An 18,021-nucleotide genomic window follows, 5' to 3' on the forward strand; every position below is an offset into this window, starting at 1 on the left:
ACCTTCCTTCACATGAGAGTAGAGACGGGTTTCATCGCCTCGAATGGATTTTTACACGATTTACAGTAGAGAATACTTCGACATGCCGTCGGTCCGAATAGGTTTTCCATCGTCACGTACGTTGATCCACAATACGGACAGTCAATCTCCCACTTTCCTTGTTCGAATCGAGGGGGTGCGATGCCGAATGCTTTTAATCCTTGCATCCCTTGTTCTGTGATCCGGTCTGACGTCCACGGTGGATCAAACCGGAACTGGACATCGACCTGTTCGACGTTCGGAATCACCTGCAAGGCAGCTTCGGTATTTTTTTTAATGATTTCAAGCGCCGGACAACCGAGAAACGTCGGGAGAAGCGTGACGTGCACCGTGTAGCCATGCGCCGTCGCTTCCGCGCCCATCGTCTCGACCATGCCAAGATCTAAAATGCTGACGCTATCGATTTCTGGATCCTTCACGCCGTTCAGGGCTTCACGGATCGCATGTTGAAGTGTCGTCATGCTTCCCTCTCCTTTCACCACGTCGCCGTTTGATCAATCAGATAGACTTCTCCGAGTGTCGCGAGTGCGTCATTCAAGTCTTCTGTGTGATCGCCGTCCCGTCCATTGTGTGTCATCTGCATTTCTGGAAGGGTCACGTTCAATTCGACGAGTAACGGCGTGATCGTCTGATACCAACGATCAAGTAAAATTCCTTGCCCTTCAATCAATCGCATCTCTTCAATCAGTTGACCGTGTTCACCATAATCGAACATGTCGCCGAAGTCGTAGAGGACTTTCTCTAGGGCTGCATCCATCTTCTGGCGAGCTGTTTCTGTCGATTGATAGAGCTGGGTGAACCACGTTTGCCAGTGCAGCAAATGATAGTACAACTCCATGTTGATCTTGACGGCAGCAGCAGCAAGGGGCTCGTAACTGCTCGATTTCAACGCGTCAATCCGGATCTTTTTCGCGACCGTGTAGCAGTAGTTCCGGACGACAGCGAATGCCCAGTCATATTCGGGTTTTTCCATATAGTAGCCGGGTCCATTGACACGTTCGACGAGAATCGAATTCTTTCGTTCATGCGCCAGTCGGACATGAGCTAATGCATCGGCATTCCCTTCACCAAGTTCCTCAAGGAGTTGGTAATACATTGCCGCGTGCCCCATCGAATCTTGCGCGATCGAGGATGAAGCGACATCTTCTTCGATATGCGGTGCAAGCCCGAGCCATTCCGAACCACGATACGCATAGAGAAAGTCATCATCTGCGAGTTGATACAGTAAAGAGGCGAGTGCCGTCCGTTCTTGTTCCGTCATTTCGAATCGCCTCCTTGCCACGACATGATTTCTTTTTCATCGAGCATCTGTTGCTCATAATGCCGCCATTTTTTCTTCAAGTAGCCGTATCCTTTCGTCGTCCGGTAATCTTTATTGTCGAGCCGTTGGAGCATCTGCTTTTCATCCGGTGACAAACCACGGATATCTTCACGTTTGACGACCCAGATATCGACGACTGGTTCCCGGCGCATGAAGTTTTCTTGTGCCATCAGTAACGCCATCTCTTTATTTGGAGCAAGTAAACTGAATTGATGCGTGAACGCCGCGTTCGGCGTCCGTTTGCTAAAGACTTCGAATTCGTGATAGAACGTCTCGTTCATCGTACCTTCCCCTCTCATGCCTTCGTTTCAGCGAGTGCATCCCGTACCCAAGCATTATTCTCATAAGATGTCCGGCGCAGATCTAGTCGCTCTTTCGAACGCGGTCCTCCACCTTGGATGATCGTCTTGAATTTCGTCCAGTCCGGCTGTGCGTATTCCCATTGCCCTGTCTCTTCATCAAAACGTAACGTCGGGTCTGGAATGACGAGTCCGAGCGAACGAATCCGCGGCACGTACTTTGTAAAGAAGTTTTGCCGGAGCTCTTCATTCGTTTTCGTCCGAATCTTATAAGCAATCGTCACGTCCTGTTTCGATGTCCCGGTCGTCTCTTTCGAGGCTGGTCCAAAGAACATCAACAAGGATTCCCACCACTCATCCAGTGATTCTTGAATCATTGCCCGCTGTTCCGGTGTTCCTTCTGCGAGTGCCATGATGATTGACTCCCCATGTTGTGCGTGGAAGACTTCCTCTGCACAGATCCGTTGCAAGGCACGCGCGTACGGTCCGTACGAAGCGCCGAGCATGTTCGTCTGCGTGATAATTGCCGCCCCATCGACAAGCCAACCAATCATTCCGGCATCGGCCCATGACCGTGTCGGCATGTGGAAGACGTTGTGAAATTTCAATCGTCCCGTAAATAAATCATCCATCAAATCCCCACGTGTCTTGCCATATGGCTTCATCAAATCCTCAACGACACGAAGCAACAATTGCCCGTGTCCCATCTCATCCTGGACCTTCGCCATGATGCCAAGTTTTCGTCGAAGCGATGGTGCTTTTGGAACCCATTCTTTTTCCGGAAGTGCACCCATGATTTCACTGATACCGTGCATCGAAATCAGTTTAATCAGTGTGTCTCGGTAAAAAGCAGGCATCCAGTCATCGGCTTCGATCTTTTCACCTTGCTCGATTCGTTCTTTGAAGCGTGCTAATTTTTCGTCTTCCGTCAGTTGGACGGGTTCGAACAGTTGTGTTGCATCATACATGCTAGTTCCTCCTTTGAATCAGACGAGTGATGTCGAGCGTCGATCAACGACCCGGACGGCTTTACCTTCAGATCGTGGTAACCCTTGATGCGGGTGACAGACGAGATCAATGGAAATGAGACATTCCGACTTGATGGCGTCACATATCGAACGCATTTGTCGTTCTGAGATATTTTCGAATTCGATATGTAGCTCAACAGCATCGAGTCCGGCTTTACGTACGAGATGGATTTGATAATGTGGCGTCACGTCCGGTTGTTGGAGCAAGACCCGCTCGATTTCTGACGGAAAGACGTTGACCCCTCGGATAATCAGCATGTCGTCCGTCCGCCCTTTGACACGTGACATTCGTGTCGTCGTCCGACCACAAGCGCACACTTTACGTGTGATCGAAGCTAAGTCGCCTGTCCGGTATCGAATGATTGGAAGCGCTTTCTTTTTCAAGCTTGTAAAAACGAGTTCCCCGACCATGCCATCTGGTAACGGTTCCCCCGTAACGGGATCGACGACTTCCGTAATGAATAAGTCATCCATGATATGCAGACCTGCCTGCTCTTGACACTCCATTGCGACACCCGGTCCCATGATTTCGCTGAGTCCATAGATATCGAATGCCTGCAGATCAAAGGTCTGTTCGAGTGTCTGCCGCATCTCCTCAGACCAGGGCTCGGCCCCAAAGATGCCATAACGCATACTTGTTTTCCGTGGATCGATACCACGTTCAATCATGCGTTCTGCCAAGCGTAAAATATACGAAGGCGTACCACAGATTCCGTCCGGTCGGAAATCCTCGATCAATGTGATTTGGCGATCCGTGTTGCCACCGGAAATCGGTAAGATCGTCATGCCTAGTTTTTCTGCTCCTGCATGAAGCCCGAGACCACCTGTGAACAATCCGTAACCATACGCATTGTGCAGCAAATCAGCTGGTGATCCACCGGCTAAGACTAAACTGCGTGCCACGGCACCGGCCCAGTCATCTAAATCTTCTTGCGTATATCCGACGACGGTCGGTTTACCGCTCGTTCCAGACGAGGCATGAATCCGGGTGACCTCTTCTCGTTCGACGGCAAATAGTCCGAACGGATAATGATCGCGTAAATCTTGTTTACGTGTGAAGGGAAACTTTCGTAGATCCTCGATCGTTTGAAAATCGTTCGCCGTCATCTGTAAGGTCTGCAGACGTTCTTGATAGAACGGGACGCGCGTGACGTGTTCCATCGTTTGGCGCAATCGCTCCATCTGTAGCTGCTCCCGCGTTTGAGCATCCATCGTTTCGTGATGTTGATCGTACATATCTGCACCTCCTCATCATGTATACAATAATAAAACGGTCGTTTGTTTTTAGTTATATGTTTAACGTACGATACGTTCACAATGTTGTCAATCTTGTTTTGTTAAATGCTCCCAAACGATTCTCACTCTATCACTTCAACGCACCTTATCGATAAATTAATCAACATTAAACAAGAGATTTCATGATAGACAGTCTTTTTTTGGAAAATATTTTTGAAATGATTTGCTCATTTTGTAACGGGTTGATAAAATATCGTGTGACAAGTGTTATACTATTTTTGGTAAGACCACTTGGTTGAATAAAGATGCCGTGTTGTGAAAGGGGATCACGATGAAACTAGGGTTAGCTGTCGGGGATACAGCAGAGATTCAAGCGGTCGTCTCGGAAGATATGTTTGCACGATTCGAAGGTCAGCTCGTTCATCCAGCATACTCCACCGTTTCGATGGTTTATCACATGGAATGGGCAGCACGTCAACTAATCTTGCCTTACCTAGAAGCTGGTGAAGAAGGTGTTGGGGGTGCAGTTTCACTGAAGCATCTTGGTATGGCAGCGGAAGGAGCACGATTGATCATAACCGCGACAGTAACGTCGATGACCTCACGTCGCGTTGACGCGAGCATTGAAGTCCGAGACGGACAAACGATCATCGGTACAGGGGAAGTCACACAATTCATTTTAGAAAAAAGCCGGATTCAAGAAAAATTACAAAATAATGTTCCGACAAAATGAAAGCGCTTACTTATATTTGATAGAGGAGGACTCTACTATGAACATGTTAAACCCATCTACGAATCCAACGCTCTCGATCATGGAAAAAATCGCTGGTCACGAACAAGTCGTCTTTTGCAACGACCCTGTCTCGGGGTTACAAGCCATCATCGCCATTCATGATACGACGCTCGGTCCTGCTCTCGGTGGATGCCGCATGGCGCCTTATGCTTCTGTTGATGAAGCACTTGACGATGTGCTGCGTTTGTCGCGCGGTATGACGTACAAATGCGCTGCCGCTGATGTTGATTTTGGTGGTGGTAAAGCCGTCATCATCGGTAATCCAGCGACGGATAAATCACCAGAGCTTTTCCGTGCCTTCGGTCGCTTCGTCGATTCGCTCGGTGGTCGGTTCTACACGGGAACGGACATGGGCACGACGATGGATGATTTCGTTCATGCTAGCCGAGAAACATCACGGATCGTCGGCATTCCGGAAGCATTTGGTGGTAGTGGTGATTCATCGATTCCAACGGCTGAAGGTGTCGTCTATGGACTGCGGGCGACGATCGAGACGTTATTCGGTTCAGATGAATTAAGTCGGGCAACCTACGCGATCCAAGGACTCGGAAAAGTCGGCTTTAAGGTCGCCGAACAACTGTTGCTCGCCGGGGCGACGATTTATGTCTCTGACGTCAATGAAGCGGCACTAGCAGCAATCGTAACCCAAGCTGAAATGGCGCCTGGCACGGTTCGCGTCGTCTCGCCTCATGAAATTCATCTGACGGATGCTGATATTTTTGTACCGTGTGCATACGGTGGTGTCATTCACGCTCAAAACATCGCGCTCTTACCGTGCAAAGCCATCTGTGGTTCGGCGAACAACCAACTCGCGGAAGAACAACTTGCGCACGTCTTGATGGATCGTGGCATCTTATATGCCCCAGACTATATCGTCAATGGTGGTGGGCTGATCCAAGTGGCAGACGAACTGTATGGAGCAAATCACGAACGGGTTCTCCTAAAAACGCGTCACATCTATGACGCAGTTCTCGAAGTCTTCAAAGAGTCGCAAGCAGAAAACATCACGACGGTCGAAGCGGCGAACCGGATGTGTGAAAAACGGATGCAGATTCGGGCGAAACACAACAACATCTTCACGAACACGACAAAACCAAAATGGGATATCCGTAACCACTGAAGGAGGGACTGACATGGAGCAACATTTTCCGACTCAACGCATTATCGATGAAGAAGGTCGTATCATCGACGGCTCAAAAGAACACGATCTGACAAAAGAGCTTGCCCTCACCCTATATGAACAGATGCACCGGATCCGGACGTTCGACCGGAAGGCGATCAACTTACAACGCCAAGGGCGCCTCGGCACTTATGCACCGTTCGAAGGACAAGAGGCAGCGCAAGTCGGTAGTGCACTCGCGTTGTCCGATCAAGACTGGTTGTTCCCGACGTACCGGGATCACGGCGCAACGTTGACGTTCGGTGCCGACATGGTGCGGACACTCCTCTACTGGAACGGTCGTGTTGAAGGCTGCGTCCCGTCTGAGAAACACATCTTTCCTCCTGCTGTGCCGATTGCAACGCAAATTCCGCATGCCGTCGGTGCCGCATGGGCGGAAAAACGAAAAGGCACGACGAATGTCGCGGTCGCCTACTTTGGTGACGGAGCGACGTCTGAAGGGGATTTCCATGAAGGAATGAACTTTGCAAGCGTCTTCCAAGCACCAGTCATCCTGTTTAACCAAAACAATCAGTTCGCGATCTCTGTTCCGATCGAAAAACAGATGCATTCTGAGACGATTGCGCAAAAAGCGATTGCCTACGGGATGCCGAGTGTTCGGATTGATGGAAATGATGCCTTTGCCGTCTATTTTACGATGCAAGCAGCCGTTGAACGTGCCCGCTCTGGTGGTGGACCAACATTGATCGAAGCTGTCACGTGGCGGTTTGGTGCCCATACGACAGCAGATGATCCAACAAAATACCGGGATCAAGCACGCTCGCGCGACCGAGTTGATCCGCTCGATCGACTCGAACACTTCTTAAAACACCAAGGCTATTTTGACGAAACATGGATGCAACAGCTGCAGGAACGGCATCAAACAGAAGTCGAAGCGGCAGTAGCTGCGATGGAGCAATTCAAGGCGCCAGACATCAATGACTTGTTCGATCATACGTACGCGACTTTACCGGTTGATGTGCAGCAACAAAAAGAAGCGTATTTGCTAGCAAGGGGGAAATGAGATGGCAACACCAATCAATCGTCAAACAGAGATGACACTCGTTCAAGCTGTCACGGATGCCCTGCGGACAAAATTGTCGGAGGATGAGACGACACTCGTTCTTGGAGAAGATGTCGGAAAAAACGGTGGCGTCTTCCGAGCGACGGACGGCTTACAAGAAGAGTTCGGTGAAGACCGGATCGTTGATACACCGCTCAGTGAAGCCGGCATCGTCGGTACATCGATCGGACTTGCCATCAATGGCTTTAAACCAATCGTCGAGATTCAATTTCTCGGCTTCATCTACCCTGCCTATGAACAAATCATGACCCACGTCTCCCGTATCCGGATGCGAACGATGGGACGCTATAGTGTGCCGATGGTCATTCGTGCGCCTTATGGTGCCGGCATCCGGGCACCGGAAATCCATTCCGATAGTACGGAGGCGCTCTTTACATCAATGCCCGGTCTCAAGGTCGTCTGTCCGGCGACACCGTACGACGCAAAAGGGTTATTGATTGCTGCGATTGAAGATCCAGATCCCGTGTTGTTCCTCGAGTCGATGCGTAGTTACCGCTCATTCAAGGAAGTCGTACCGAGCGAGTCCTATACCGTCGAGATCGGAAAAGCGCGCTGCGTCAGTGAAGGGACGGACGTGACGTTGATCGCTTGGGGGGCAATGGTCCAAGTGGCTCACAAGGCAGCGATGGCTGCACAGGAACACGGTATCTCTTGCGAAGTCCTCGACTTACGGACGCTCTATCCGCTTGACCGGGACACAATCGCTGCTTCCGTTCAAAAGACCGGTCGTGCCGTCATCGTGCATGAAGCCGCAGCGATGGGTGGTCTCGGGAATGATCTCGTCACGTTGATCAACGATACGGCGTTTCTTTATTTACGGGCACCAATTGCCCGTGTGACCGGTTTTGATGTTCCGGTTCCACTGTTTGCCCTCGAAGACCATTACATTCCGACGCCGGAACGAGTCCTTGCGACGATTCAGCGTACGGTCGAGTTTTAAGGAGCTGAGTCCCATGATCGAAGTCAAGTTACATGATGTCGGGGAAGGTATGACGGAAGGTGAAATCGCGCATTATCTCGTTCAAGTCGGAGACCACGTCACGACCGATCAGCCGGTCGTTGAGGTTGCGACCGATAAGATGGTCGCTGAACTACCGGCTCCTGTCTCCGGAATCGTCAAGGAAATCATCATTCCGGTCGGTCAGACGGTGCAAGTCGGTACGACGTTGTTGCACATCGAAGCAAGTAACGCTTCTGAAGTGCCGGTCGCGGTAACACCTGAAGTGTCGCGCGTATCTGAACCAGCGCCTGTCGCTGTCGCGGCCCCACCTGCTCAAGCATCTCCATCAAAACGTGTCCTAGCGACACCGTATACACGAAAAATTGCTCGTGACCACGGGATTGATATCGAAGCTGTGACGGCTTCGGATCCATCAGGTCGAGTTTCAGAGGACGATGTCCTTCGCTTCGTCAATGCTGCAGTTGCTCCACAGGAGACGGTTCTATCCGTCGTCGAAGAGGAGGTCACGCAACAACAAACGCCACCGGAAACGATTCCGTTCCGCGGCATTCGTAAGCAAATCGCGAAAAAGATGACCCAGTCGCTGTACACGATTCCGCACGTCACCCACTTTGAAGAAGTTGACATGACGCGCTTGCTCGCACTACGCGCAGAATGGAAAACCGCTGGACGAAATATCAACATCAATGCTTTCTTCATCAAAGCCTTGATCGTTGCCTTAAAAGACTATCCCGTCTTCCATGCCAAACTCGATGAAGCGAATGAATGTATTCGATTAGAGCAGGATTTTCACTTTGGCATGGCAACCGAGACACCAGACGGGTTAATGGTGCCAGTCATCCGTCATGCCGATCGGCTCTCACTGACGGAACTGCATGATCAACTGATTTCGTTGCAACAACGTGCTCAAAACGGTGCCTTACGTGCAGCGGACTTAAAGCCAAGTACCTTTACGATGAGCAATGTTGGTCCACTGGGCAGTACGGGGGCTACACCAATCATCAACTATCCGGAAACGGCATTGATTGCCTTCCACAAGACGAAAAAACGAGCCTGTGTCGATGAAGACGATCAAATCGTCGTCCGCTCGATGATGAATTTGTCGATGTCGTTCGATCATCGCGTCGCAGACGGGGCAACGGCCGTTGCCTTTACAAATCGATTCGTTTCACTGATTGAACATCCGACTACCCTACTTTTGGAGTTGATCTAACATGGTTGTTGGCGAACTTACACAAGAACGGGATCTCCTGATTATCGGTGGGGGTCCCGCAGGTTACACGGCAGCGATCCGTGCTGCGCAAGGCGGTCGTAAGGTGACACTGATTGAACAAGCTGAACTCGGTGGACTTTGTTTGAACCGAGGCTGTATCCCGTCCAAGGTTTATGCGCATGCGGCAGAAGAAATGTTACGCTTGCCTCATCTTGAAGACCTTGGATTCACCACCCCTACTGTCCATGACTTCAGTAAACTGAATGCTTACCGCAATCGTGTCGTGCAGCAATTACGTCAAGGTGTCGTCGCCCTCTGTCAGGCGAATCAAATCGAGCATATTTCTGGTGCAGCTTCCTTCCTGTCAGAGGACCGGATCGGTGTTGAGTCGGGACATCAGTTCGATACGTATCGATTCCAAGATGTCATCATCGCGACCGGTAGTCACAGCATCCAGCACGAGGAATCGTGCCGACTGAATGCCGAACAGCTTTATCAACTCGAGCAGTTACCAGACAGTTTATTGATCATTGGCTCCGACACGTTAGCACTTGAAGCCGCAGCCTGTTTCCATGCGCTCGGTACAGAGGTGACGTTGTTTGCGGATCGCTTATCACTCGAGCCAAGCCTTGAAAAGGAACTGAAGCGGACATTCAAAAAACAAAAAATCCGTCTCGTGCCGGATGTCGTGACACGGATCGATGCTTCAATGGACGCGACCGTCACGGTCATGAAAAACGGTGAAGAAGTCACCTATCAGGGCACCTATCTGTTCCAATCCCTTTCCCGGATTCCGAACAGTTTGACGCTCGGTCTCGAACGGATCGGTGTGACGCTTGCAGAAGACGGGACGATCACCGTCGACGCATACGGACAAACGAATCAACCGCATATTTACGCGATCGGTGATGTCACACCGGGTCCACAGTTCGCCACTCGTGCGATTCACGAAGCGAAGCGGACAGCAGCTCACTTGTCCGGTCAAGACGTCGATCCGACGACACCGTATTATCCTACCGTTCTGCGAACGTTTCCTCCGATTGCTTCGGTCGGGATGACGGAACAGGAAGCCCGTGAAGCCGGACATACTGTTCAGAGTGGACAGTTCCCACTAAATGCAAACGGAACGACGACGATTGAAGGTGGCAGTGGGTTCGTCAAGGTCATCGCTGACGAACAGACATCACTGATCCTTGGTATTCATATGATAGGAGACGATGCTCATCGTCTCGTCGGTCAATTCACCCAAGCACTGGAACTGACAGCGAAACGAGAAGATCTCCTCTTCCCTGTCATGGCACATCCGAGTAGGGTCGAAGCCTTGACGGAATCGATGGAATCCTTATTCGGTCAATCGATCCACCTTCCACCGCGGCAACAGGTCGGTTCGCGCGCGTAATCAAAAGAGGTGCCTCTGCGCAAAAAGCACCTCTTTGGGATGCGTCACTTCATTTCGTGTAGAAAGGAAAATATGGTCATGGAACTGTACTTCACTCGCATGCAATGGAACACCCATACGTTTCCGGTCGCCGCTACAGCGGATGGTCTCTGTTATGTCGGTGCTTGGGATGAACCGGAGGATTTATTCGATGACTGGTCGCGGAAACACTTGCCTCGGGCGGAACGAATTGCTTCTGATACCGCGCTTGCTCCATATACGGAGCAACTGCTGGCCTACTTGAATCAGCAGTCGGCGACACTCTCCTTTCCGATCGCACCAGTCGGTACTCCGTTTCAACTTGAAGTCTGGCATGCTCTACGGGCGGTACCGTACGGTCAAACCGCCACCTACTCCGATATCGCGGAACGTCTTTTCCGACCGAACGCGACTCGCGCGATTGGCACGGCAATCGGCAAAAATCGATTACTGCTTGCGATCCCGTGTCACCGGATTATCGGCAAAAAAGGCGATTTGCTTGGCTATCATGGTGGACTGAATATGAAGCGGACGCTACTCGCGCTCGAGCAACGTCTGTGAATTGAGACTTTTCCTTCCCTGTTCTACCACAAATAAGCCCCGCTTCCCTGTCCAATTGGACACGGGAAGCGGGGCTTATTTCAAGATACTACACTAAAACGATAAGCTGTTTTCCAGTGGTAGGTCTCACCTGGTGATAACAGGATTGAAGGAAAATCAGATTCATGGATTGCATTTGGATGCACTTGTGCTTCAAGACATAAACCGAGCGACGGTCGAGCAGGAACACCATGAACCGTATAATCGGTCAGCAGTTGCGTTCCGTTATAGAGTACAACTGTCGGCTGATTCGTCGTGACGTCGACGAAACGACCGGATACCGGATCTGCGAGTCGAAGTGTGTTATCCCGCAACACGAAGGGATGATCGTAGCCATTTCCGACAGCGATCGTCTCAGGATGCTCAAGCGTAATTCCCTTACGAATCGACTGACCGTTCCGGAAATCGAATGGGGTTCCGGATACATCCCGTTGTTCGCCTGTCGGCAAGCCGTCTGGCTGGACCGGTAAGTAACAGTCGCTTGGTAACGTCAAGACATGATCTAACACATCTCGCTTCGCATTTCCAGATAGATTGAAGTACGTATGATTCGTCAGATTGAGTGGTGTCGTCTGATCCGTCACCGCCGACATCTCAAGTGTCAATGTCGTATCTTTTAGTCGATAAAACACATCGAGTGTGACTGTTCCCGGATAACCTTCTTCTCCGTTTGGACTTTTTAAGCGCAAATGGAATAATGTATCCGTCGCTTCGATGACATCAAACCACGCTTGATCAAATCCGTGAATTCCACCATGCAGATGATTCGCCCCGTCGTTTGCGACGAGCGGATAGACTTTTCCCGCTACTTCGAAACGTGCCTGTCCGATTCGACCAGCGACGCGTCCGACGATTGCCCCGAAGTACGGCGAGTGTTGTTGATAGTCTTTCACCGTCTCTAGACCTAAGACGACGCTTTCCAAATGACCATCCCGATCAATCGTCCGGATGTCCTGGATAATGCCGCCATAGTTCCAGAGTGTCACTTCGATGCCTTCCTGACGTAATGTATGTCGAATCAACTCTTTCTCAAGTAGTCGTGTCATCGTTGTTCCTCCACTGGTTGGCGCGTCACGAGTTGAACGAATCGCCCGAACGCCGCCTGACCTTCCTCCGTCTGTTTAAAGACACCACAGTCCTCAAGACCACGTACGAATTTTGTAGCAACTGCTTGCTCGACGTATGTCGTGACATCTTGACCGTCATACGCTTGTTTTAGTTCTTGCGCCCAGTCAGCATGAGCGACAGCTACTTCGTCGACTTCACCTGTGATGAACTGTTCGACCTGTTGCAGCTCTTGTAGCAAACGTGCCGGTAAGACCGCCAGTCCCATCACCTCGATCAAACCAATATTTTCCCGTTTGATGTGATGAATATCGGCATGTGTATGAAAAATACCGTCCGGATGTTCTGCTGACGTCCGGTTATTCCGCAAGACGAGATCGAGCTCGAATTGTCCGTCGCGTTGACGAGCGATTGGCGTCACGGTATTGTGTCGCGTCTCGCCTGTATGTGAACGGATCTCTTGGCTCTCATCCGTGTACGTCAACCATGTCTCATAGACGGTCGTCGCAGCATTGAGTAATGCCGACGCATCTTTACTCTTCAGACGCAACACACTCAGTGGCCAGTGTAATGTCTCCCCAGTGACTGTCGGCTGATCCGGGAACGTAAAGGATGTTAAAGTTTTTGCTCGGTCCATCGCAAACGTATAGCGTCCGCCCTGATAATGATCATGCGTCAGGATCGATCCACCAACAATCGGCAGGTCAGCGTTCGAACCAGCGAAGTAATGTGGAAACTGCTCAACGAAGGCAATCAGACGTGCAAAGGCATCCCGATTGATGACCATGTCACGATGTTCCTGCGACAGGATGATGCTATGTTCATTGTAGTAGACGTATGGTGAGTATTGCAGTGCCCACGATTCTTCCATCAGTGTCAGCGGAACAACCCGGTGATTCGCACGGGCCGGATGATTCGCACGACCCGCGTAGCCGACATTTTCGACGCACAACAGACAGGTTGGATAGTTCGACGCCGTTGGTGCCTCCGTTCGAGCTGCTGCGATTTCACGCGGATCTTTTTCCGGCTTCGATAAGTTGATCGTGACATCGATCGTCCCGTAAGCCGTATCCGCTTGATAGCGTTTATTTTTAGCGATCCGCTTCGTTTGGATGTAGTTACTCGCTTGGCTCAGTTGATAGAAGTAATCTGTTGCCGCTACCGGTGATTCAGCGTACAGACGGCGGAATGCCGCCGTCACGTCAGATGGACGGGCAACGAAAATGTCCATCACATCTGCTGCGAACTGCTCTTTGTCTTCAAGACGCGCCGGCAACTGCCCACTTACGATCAACACTTCAATCATGTCGTCCAAAATATCGGGAATTGGGCGAGATGGTACGTCTGCCTGTTCTTCAAAATCGGCTTGACCGATTCGCGCTAGAATCCGGTTCCGGGCGTAGATCGCATCTTCCGGTTCAATCAAGCGTTTCTGGATCACTTGCGCTACTAACTGTTGGATGAGTTCATTCATCGCCGTCACTCTCCTCATTCTGTCTCTCTTTAACGAACGCTCGTCCGGTATCCTTCTGGGTGATGTGCATGCCAATTCCAAGCATCACGGATGATCGTTTCGATGTCGGTACGTTGTGGTGTCCAGCCGAGAACTTCTTTTGCTTTGGCAGATCCGGCGATTAAGATACTCGGATCCCCTGCACGACGTTCAATGATCCGTTCTGGAATCGGATGTCCCGTCACGCGACGGGCTGCTTCAATGATTTCCCGAACTGAAAACCCTTGGCTTGAACCGAGGTTAAAGACCGTACTCTCGTTTCCATCAGCCAAATAATCAAGTGCTCGCATATGGGCGTCGATCAAGTCCTCGACATGGATGTAATCACGAATACAGGTACCGTCAGGCGTTGGATAATCATCGCCATAGATCGAAATTTCTGACCGTTGTCGGTTGGCAACTTCGAGGACGAGCGGGATTAGATGAGTTTCCGGCGTATGATCTTCCCCGATTTCTCCTGTTACGCGCGCACCGGCAACGTTGAAGTAACGTAATGCGACATAACGTAAGCCATATGCTTGTTCAGACCATCGCATCATCTTCTCCATCATCAACTTCGTCTCACCATAGGCATTCGTCGGACGCGTTTCTGCTGTTTCGAGAATCGGCATCTGCTCCTGTTCACCGTATGTGGCTGCCGTCGAAGAAAAGACGATCTGTTTAATGTCATGGGCAATCATCGCTTCGAGCAACACTTGTGTCCCGTAAACGTTGTTATCAAAGTAGCGTAATGGTTCTGTCATCGACTCGCCAACGAGTGAAAAAGCAGCGAAATGGATGACCTGCTCAATCGTCTCTTCCGTAAAGACGCGATCGAGAAAAGCACGATCGCGTATGTCTCCTTCATATAGACGTGCCCGCGAATGAACCGCTTCACGGTGACCGGACTGCAGATGGTCGATGACGACGACATCCTTTCCGGCATCAATCAATTGATAGACAGCATGGGAGCCGATATAACCAGCTCCACCTACGACTAAAGTTGCCATTTAGATGACCTCCCGTTCGATTTCACGTGCTCCGTCACCGACCGTCGCCGTATAGAACGTCGCTGGGTAACCGATCCTTGCTTCATATTGTTCGCCGACAGCTTGTTTGAACGCGTCGACTGCTTCGTCTTCGACGATTGCAATCGCACAGCCACCAAAACCAGCACCTGTCATCCGCGCGCTGAGCACGCCCGGTTGCTCCCAAGCGGCTTCGACGAGTGTATCGAGTTCAATCCCTGTCACTTCATAATCTTCGCGTAACGAGACGTGTGACGCATTCATCAACTGACCGAATGTCTTCAGTTCTCCCGCTTCGAGTGCCGCTAGTGCCTGAAGCGTTCGTTCATTTTCTGAAATCGCGTGTCGGGCGCGACGCATCAAACGTTCGTCTTCCCATGCGACTTTCGTGAATTCTGACGTCGTCCATTGTCCAAGCGTTTCCCGTAATGTGAACTGATTGAGATAAGCGAGTGCTGCCTCACATTCCGCCCGGCGTTCATTATATTTCGAATCTGCCAGTTCACGGCGTTTGTTCGTATTCATGATGATGATCGTATATCCCGTCAAATCGAGTGGAGCATACGTATAGTCGAGCGTTTCACAATCGAGCAACAATCCCGCTCCCGCTTTCCCCATACCGATCGCAAATTGATCCATGATACCACTATTGACGCCGATATAACGGTTTTCGACCTGTTGACCAAACCGAACGAGATCAAGACGTGGAATGTCTAATCCATACAATCGATCGAGCAAGACTCCGATGACGAGTTCAAGTGAAGCGGATGATGAAAGACCGGCTCCGTTCGGGATGTCACCTTGAATCAAGATGTCGCATCCTGTATTGATCTGGTATCCTGCTTCCTGTAGGACTGAAACCATACCCTTCGCATAGTTCGCCCAACCGTGCGTCGCGTCATACGCCAGTTCTTCGAGTGCGACTTCGATGATGCCGTCCTGCTCAAAATTCAGCGAGTAGAAGCGGAAACGTTGATCGTCTCGTTTTCGCGCGATCGCGTGTGTACCGAACGTTAACGCGCACGGAAAGACGTGACCGCCATTGTAATCCGTATGCTCACCGATTAAATTGATCCGACCTGGGGCAAAAAAGCGATGCGTCGACGGTGAGCCAAACCGCTGTTCAAATTGTGCTTCTAACGTCTGGTCTGTCATACGATCGTCTCCTTTGATTCGAGTAGTGAGAGCGCACGATGGACCGGCTGAATCCGCAGACAGCGGGCTTCATAATCCGTCGTGTATGAGAACGTCAAGCCTTGTTGCATCAAGTAGGCACCGCTTAACGTCCGGTCCTCGACTTGGTAGCGCATTGTTGGGTCGAGTCCTTTTAGCTTGAAGTGATACTGATGTATTCCGTATTGCCGAAGTGGCGCGATCGCGAGCAAGACTGTTTCTTCTTCCGATGTATACTGCATGACGCTTGGTGTCTGTTGTGTGAAGGATGAAAGACGGTACTGGATGCCGCGTTGGATTGTCGGACGAATCGCTTGATAGGTCTCGATCCAGCCTTTTGCTTCCGCTAACTCATCCGTCGACCACTCGCTTAAGTTACCACCGATCCCGAGCGTTCCTTGCATCGAGGAGACGAAGCGTGTCGCAAGTGGCACGTTGCGTCCATTTAACCAGTTCGGTCCGTCCGTTACCCAGCAGCTCATCATCTTCGCGTTATAAGCGTAAGAGAAGTCATGCTGAATTTGTAAGCGATCGAGTGGATCCGTGTTATCACTTGTCCAGACTTGCTCCGTCCGTGCGAGGATCCCGAGATCAATTCGTCCGCCACCACCGGCACAGGCTTCGAAGTCGACCGCCGGATGCAAGCGACGCAATTCATCAAAGATCCGGTACAATGCATCGACGTGACGTTTCCATAATTCCTGTTGGCGATCCGTCTGGTCTTTTGGAACACCCGGTTCCGAGAAGGCACGGTTCATGTCCCATTTGATGTAGTCGATCGCGTGACGCGTCAGCAAGTCATCCATCATCTCGAGAATGAATTGCTCAACTTCTGGTAATCCTAGATTTAAGACGTATTGATTCCGTGACGTCGTCCGAACCGCATCCCGTGCATGATAAATCCAATCCGGATGCGCCCGGTATAGATCAGAATCCGGGTTGACCATCTCCGGTTCGACCCATAGCCCGAACTGTAACCCTTGTTGTTTTACATATGAGATCAAAGGCTCTAGACCATTCGGAAACTTTTCCCGATTGACGTGCCAGTCCCCGAGTCCCGCTTGATCGGAATGGCGTTCACCGAACCAACCGTCATCGACGACAAACAGTTCACAGCCGATTCCTGCTGCAAGATCGACGAGTTCACGTTGACCAGATTCCGTCACATCGAAATAGGTCGCTTCCCATGAATTATAGAGAACTGGACGATCAGTCGCACGCGGCATGATGACATCACGTTGGAACGCATGCGCATGGGCGCTCATATCTGCGAAACCGTCCGCATACCCGATGTAGAACGTCGGTGTCGTCAACTGTTGTTGATGTGATAGTTTCCAACTGAAATCAAACGGATTCATGCCACCCGATAGCTGAACGAAACCAAACGCATCTTGTTCGACGTGAATCGCCCAGTTACCCGAATAGGCAAAATGTCCGTAAACGACTTCACCGCTGTCTTCTGTCGCATCCTGCTCGAGTGCGAACCAAGGATTCGCTTGATGACTCGTCACCCCGCGCCGACTTTCAATCGTCTGGCGTCCTGGTGTCACCGGTGTGATTTGTTTCTTGAACTCACCTGTCCACATCCCAGCGAAGTGATGCAGTTTTAAATTCGGTTGATGCCAACGTCCCATTGCGAAGGACTGGGCCGCTGTTAAACGAACAGGTAATCGTCCTGTATTTTCGACGACAATCGAACGACCAATGATGTCGTAATCGGCAAACAGTTCATATTGCACTCCGACACGCATCTCCTGCAACGGATCAAAAAGCCACAATGTCAGTTTCGTTTCTGTCTGCTCGGAGCGTTCAAACTGGAACTGGTGAATCCGTTGTCCGTCCTCTCGTTCCGATTTCAAAGTTGGCTCCGTGTACAACATCTCGCCGAATGGTACGAAATCATACGTCGCAACGCCGTCTGGTGATTCAAACGAACTGTGTGCGACGACCGGACTCGGTAACGCTTCATAATCATCCCGGTACGGTAACTTGGCACCGAAATAGGTGTGAATCAGCTTCCCGTTCGCACCGACTGTCACGACGTGAGCGACCCGTTTCCCCTCGACGACGAAACGACGTCCTGCTACTTCAAAGATTGCCATGGTTCTCTTCC

17 protein-coding genes are annotated in these 18,021 nt (G+C 50.8%); 7 read left to right on the forward strand and 10 right to left on the reverse strand.

The window, feature by feature from the left end:
* Positions 1-8: 8 nt before the first annotated feature.
* From paaD to BW42_RS11245, 5 genes are read right to left on the reverse strand one after another with little or no spacing between them, the layout of a single operon-like run.
* Positions 9-500, reverse strand: a complete 492-nt coding sequence (paaD, locus tag BW42_RS11225; RefSeq protein WP_035411054.1) for a 1,2-phenylacetyl-CoA epoxidase subunit PaaD — start codon at positions 498-500, stop codon at positions 9-11.
* A 14-nt stretch (positions 501-514) separates the two neighbouring features.
* Positions 515-1,300: a 1,2-phenylacetyl-CoA epoxidase subunit PaaC gene (gene paaC, locus BW42_RS11230; RefSeq protein ID WP_035411057.1), complete on the reverse strand. Its 786-nt coding sequence runs from the start codon at positions 1,298-1,300 to the stop codon at positions 515-517.
* Entirely contained in the window at positions 1,297-1,641 is a 345-nt protein-coding gene (gene paaB, locus BW42_RS11235) for a 1,2-phenylacetyl-CoA epoxidase subunit PaaB (protein WP_023466991.1), read from the reverse strand. Before paaB ends, paaC begins: the two co-directional genes overlap by 4 nt.
* Before the next feature lie 14 nt (positions 1,642-1,655).
* Positions 1,656-2,627 carry a 1,2-phenylacetyl-CoA epoxidase subunit PaaA gene (paaA, locus tag BW42_RS11240; protein WP_035411059.1) on the reverse strand — a complete coding sequence of 324 codons (972 nt, stop codon included), beginning with the start codon at positions 2,625-2,627 and terminating at the stop codon, positions 1,656-1,658.
* A gap of 18 nt (positions 2,628-2,645) precedes the next feature.
* Positions 2,646-3,923, reverse strand: a complete 1,278-nt coding sequence (locus BW42_RS11245) for a phenylacetate--CoA ligase family protein (RefSeq protein ID WP_052019121.1) — start codon at positions 3,921-3,923, stop codon at positions 2,646-2,648.
* Positions 3,924-4,254: 331 nt separating this feature from the next.
* On the opposite strand from BW42_RS11245, the gene BW42_RS11250 reads away from it, so the two are divergent.
* From BW42_RS11250 to BW42_RS11280, 7 genes are all read left to right on the forward strand, one after another.
* Entirely contained in the window at positions 4,255-4,656 is a 402-nt protein-coding gene (locus tag BW42_RS11250) for a thioesterase family protein (protein WP_035411062.1), read from the forward strand.
* Between the two features lie 37 nt (positions 4,657-4,693).
* Complete coding sequence (locus tag BW42_RS11255; protein WP_035411065.1) at positions 4,694-5,836, forward strand: Glu/Leu/Phe/Val dehydrogenase; 1,143 nt, start codon at positions 4,694-4,696, stop codon at positions 5,834-5,836.
* A gap of 13 nt (positions 5,837-5,849) precedes the next feature.
* Positions 5,850-6,899, forward strand: coding sequence for a pyruvate dehydrogenase (acetyl-transferring) E1 component subunit alpha (pdhA, locus tag BW42_RS11260; protein WP_035411068.1), 1,050 nt, complete (start codon positions 5,850-5,852; stop codon positions 6,897-6,899).
* A 1-nt stretch (position 6,900) separates the two neighbouring features.
* Complete coding sequence (locus BW42_RS11265) at positions 6,901-7,899, forward strand: alpha-ketoacid dehydrogenase subunit beta (RefSeq protein WP_035411072.1); 999 nt, start codon at positions 6,901-6,903, stop codon at positions 7,897-7,899.
* 13 nt (positions 7,900-7,912) lie between these two features.
* The gene (locus BW42_RS11270) at positions 7,913-9,133 is read left to right on the forward strand and encodes a dihydrolipoamide acetyltransferase family protein (RefSeq protein WP_197026240.1); all 1,221 of its coding nucleotides are present in this window, start codon (positions 7,913-7,915) and stop codon (positions 9,131-9,133) included.
* Position 9,134: 1 nt separating this feature from the next.
* Positions 9,135-10,532, forward strand: coding sequence for an NAD(P)/FAD-dependent oxidoreductase (locus BW42_RS11275; protein WP_035411077.1), 1,398 nt, complete (start codon positions 9,135-9,137; stop codon positions 10,530-10,532).
* A 78-nt stretch (positions 10,533-10,610) separates the two neighbouring features.
* Positions 10,611-11,111 (forward strand): methylated-DNA--[protein]-cysteine S-methyltransferase, encoded by a 501-nt coding sequence (locus BW42_RS11280; RefSeq protein WP_052019122.1) that lies wholly within the window; start codon positions 10,611-10,613, stop codon positions 11,109-11,111.
* 80 nt (positions 11,112-11,191) lie between these two features.
* Here the strand turns inward: BW42_RS11280 and BW42_RS11285 are convergent, their stop codons facing one another.
* Genes BW42_RS11285 through BW42_RS11305 form a run of 5 tightly spaced genes read right to left on the reverse strand, consistent with a single transcriptional unit; the run spans position 11,192 to position 18,010 of the window.
* On the reverse strand, positions 11,192-12,196 hold the full coding sequence (locus tag BW42_RS11285; protein WP_035411082.1) for an aldose epimerase family protein: 1,005 nt from the start codon (positions 12,194-12,196) through the stop codon (positions 11,192-11,194).
* Entirely contained in the window at positions 12,193-13,689 is a 1,497-nt protein-coding gene (locus BW42_RS11290; protein WP_035411085.1) for a UDP-glucose--hexose-1-phosphate uridylyltransferase, read from the reverse strand. Before BW42_RS11290 ends, BW42_RS11285 begins: the two co-directional genes overlap by 4 nt.
* 29 nt (positions 13,690-13,718) lie before the next feature.
* On the reverse strand, positions 13,719-14,717 hold the full coding sequence (gene galE, locus BW42_RS11295; protein ID WP_035411088.1) for a UDP-glucose 4-epimerase GalE: 999 nt from the start codon (positions 14,715-14,717) through the stop codon (positions 13,719-13,721).
* The gene (locus BW42_RS11300) at positions 14,718-15,890 is read right to left on the reverse strand and encodes a galactokinase (protein WP_035411090.1); all 1,173 of its coding nucleotides are present in this window, start codon (positions 15,888-15,890) and stop codon (positions 14,718-14,720) included.
* The gene (locus BW42_RS11305; RefSeq protein ID WP_035411094.1) at positions 15,887-18,010 is read right to left on the reverse strand and encodes an alpha-galactosidase; all 2,124 of its coding nucleotides are present in this window, start codon (positions 18,008-18,010) and stop codon (positions 15,887-15,889) included. The genes BW42_RS11300 and BW42_RS11305 overlap by 4 nt, the downstream gene beginning before the upstream one ends.
* Between the last annotated feature and the right edge of the window lie 11 nt (positions 18,011-18,021).

Source organism: Exiguobacterium sp. RIT341 (assembly GCF_000632205.1).
Lineage (GTDB): Bacteria > Bacillota > Bacilli > Exiguobacteriales > Exiguobacteriaceae > Exiguobacterium_A.

Bases quoted from the DNA above. Each gene is read 5' to 3' on its own strand.
- paaD (WP_035411054.1), bottom strand. From the start codon at position 500: ATGACGACACTTCAACATGCGATCCGTGAAGCCCTGAACGGCGTGAAG.
- paaC (WP_035411057.1), bottom strand. From the start codon at position 1,300: ATGACGGAACAAGAACGGACGGCACTCGCCTCTTTACTGTATCAACTC.
- paaB (WP_023466991.1), bottom strand. From the start codon at position 1,641: ATGAACGAGACGTTCTATCACGAATTCGAAGTCTTTAGCAAACGGACG.
- paaA (WP_035411059.1), bottom strand. From the start codon at position 2,627: ATGTATGATGCAACACAACTGTTCGAACCCGTCCAACTGACGGAAGAC.
- BW42_RS11245 (WP_052019121.1), bottom strand. From the start codon at position 3,923: ATGTACGATCAACATCACGAAACGATGGATGCTCAAACGCGGGAGCAG.
- BW42_RS11250 (WP_035411062.1), top strand. From the start codon at position 4,255: ATGAAACTAGGGTTAGCTGTCGGGGATACAGCAGAGATTCAAGCGGTC.
- BW42_RS11255 (WP_035411065.1), top strand. From the start codon at position 4,694: ATGAACATGTTAAACCCATCTACGAATCCAACGCTCTCGATCATGGAA.
- pdhA (WP_035411068.1), top strand. From the start codon at position 5,850: ATGGAGCAACATTTTCCGACTCAACGCATTATCGATGAAGAAGGTCGT.
- BW42_RS11265 (WP_035411072.1), top strand. From the start codon at position 6,901: ATGGCAACACCAATCAATCGTCAAACAGAGATGACACTCGTTCAAGCT.
- BW42_RS11270 (WP_197026240.1), top strand. From the start codon at position 7,913: ATGATCGAAGTCAAGTTACATGATGTCGGGGAAGGTATGACGGAAGGT.
- BW42_RS11275 (WP_035411077.1), top strand. From the start codon at position 9,135: ATGGTTGTTGGCGAACTTACACAAGAACGGGATCTCCTGATTATCGGT.
- BW42_RS11280 (WP_052019122.1), top strand. From the start codon at position 10,611: ATGGAACTGTACTTCACTCGCATGCAATGGAACACCCATACGTTTCCG.
- BW42_RS11285 (WP_035411082.1), bottom strand. From the start codon at position 12,196: ATGACACGACTACTTGAGAAAGAGTTGATTCGACATACATTACGTCAG.
- BW42_RS11290 (WP_035411085.1), bottom strand. From the start codon at position 13,689: ATGAATGAACTCATCCAACAGTTAGTAGCGCAAGTGATCCAGAAACGC.
- galE (WP_035411088.1), bottom strand. From the start codon at position 14,717: ATGGCAACTTTAGTCGTAGGTGGAGCTGGTTATATCGGCTCCCATGCT.
- BW42_RS11300 (WP_035411090.1), bottom strand. From the start codon at position 15,890: ATGACAGACCAGACGTTAGAAGCACAATTTGAACAGCGGTTTGGCTCA.
- BW42_RS11305 (WP_035411094.1), bottom strand. From the start codon at position 18,010: ATGGCAATCTTTGAAGTAGCAGGACGTCGTTTCGTCGTCGAGGGGAAA.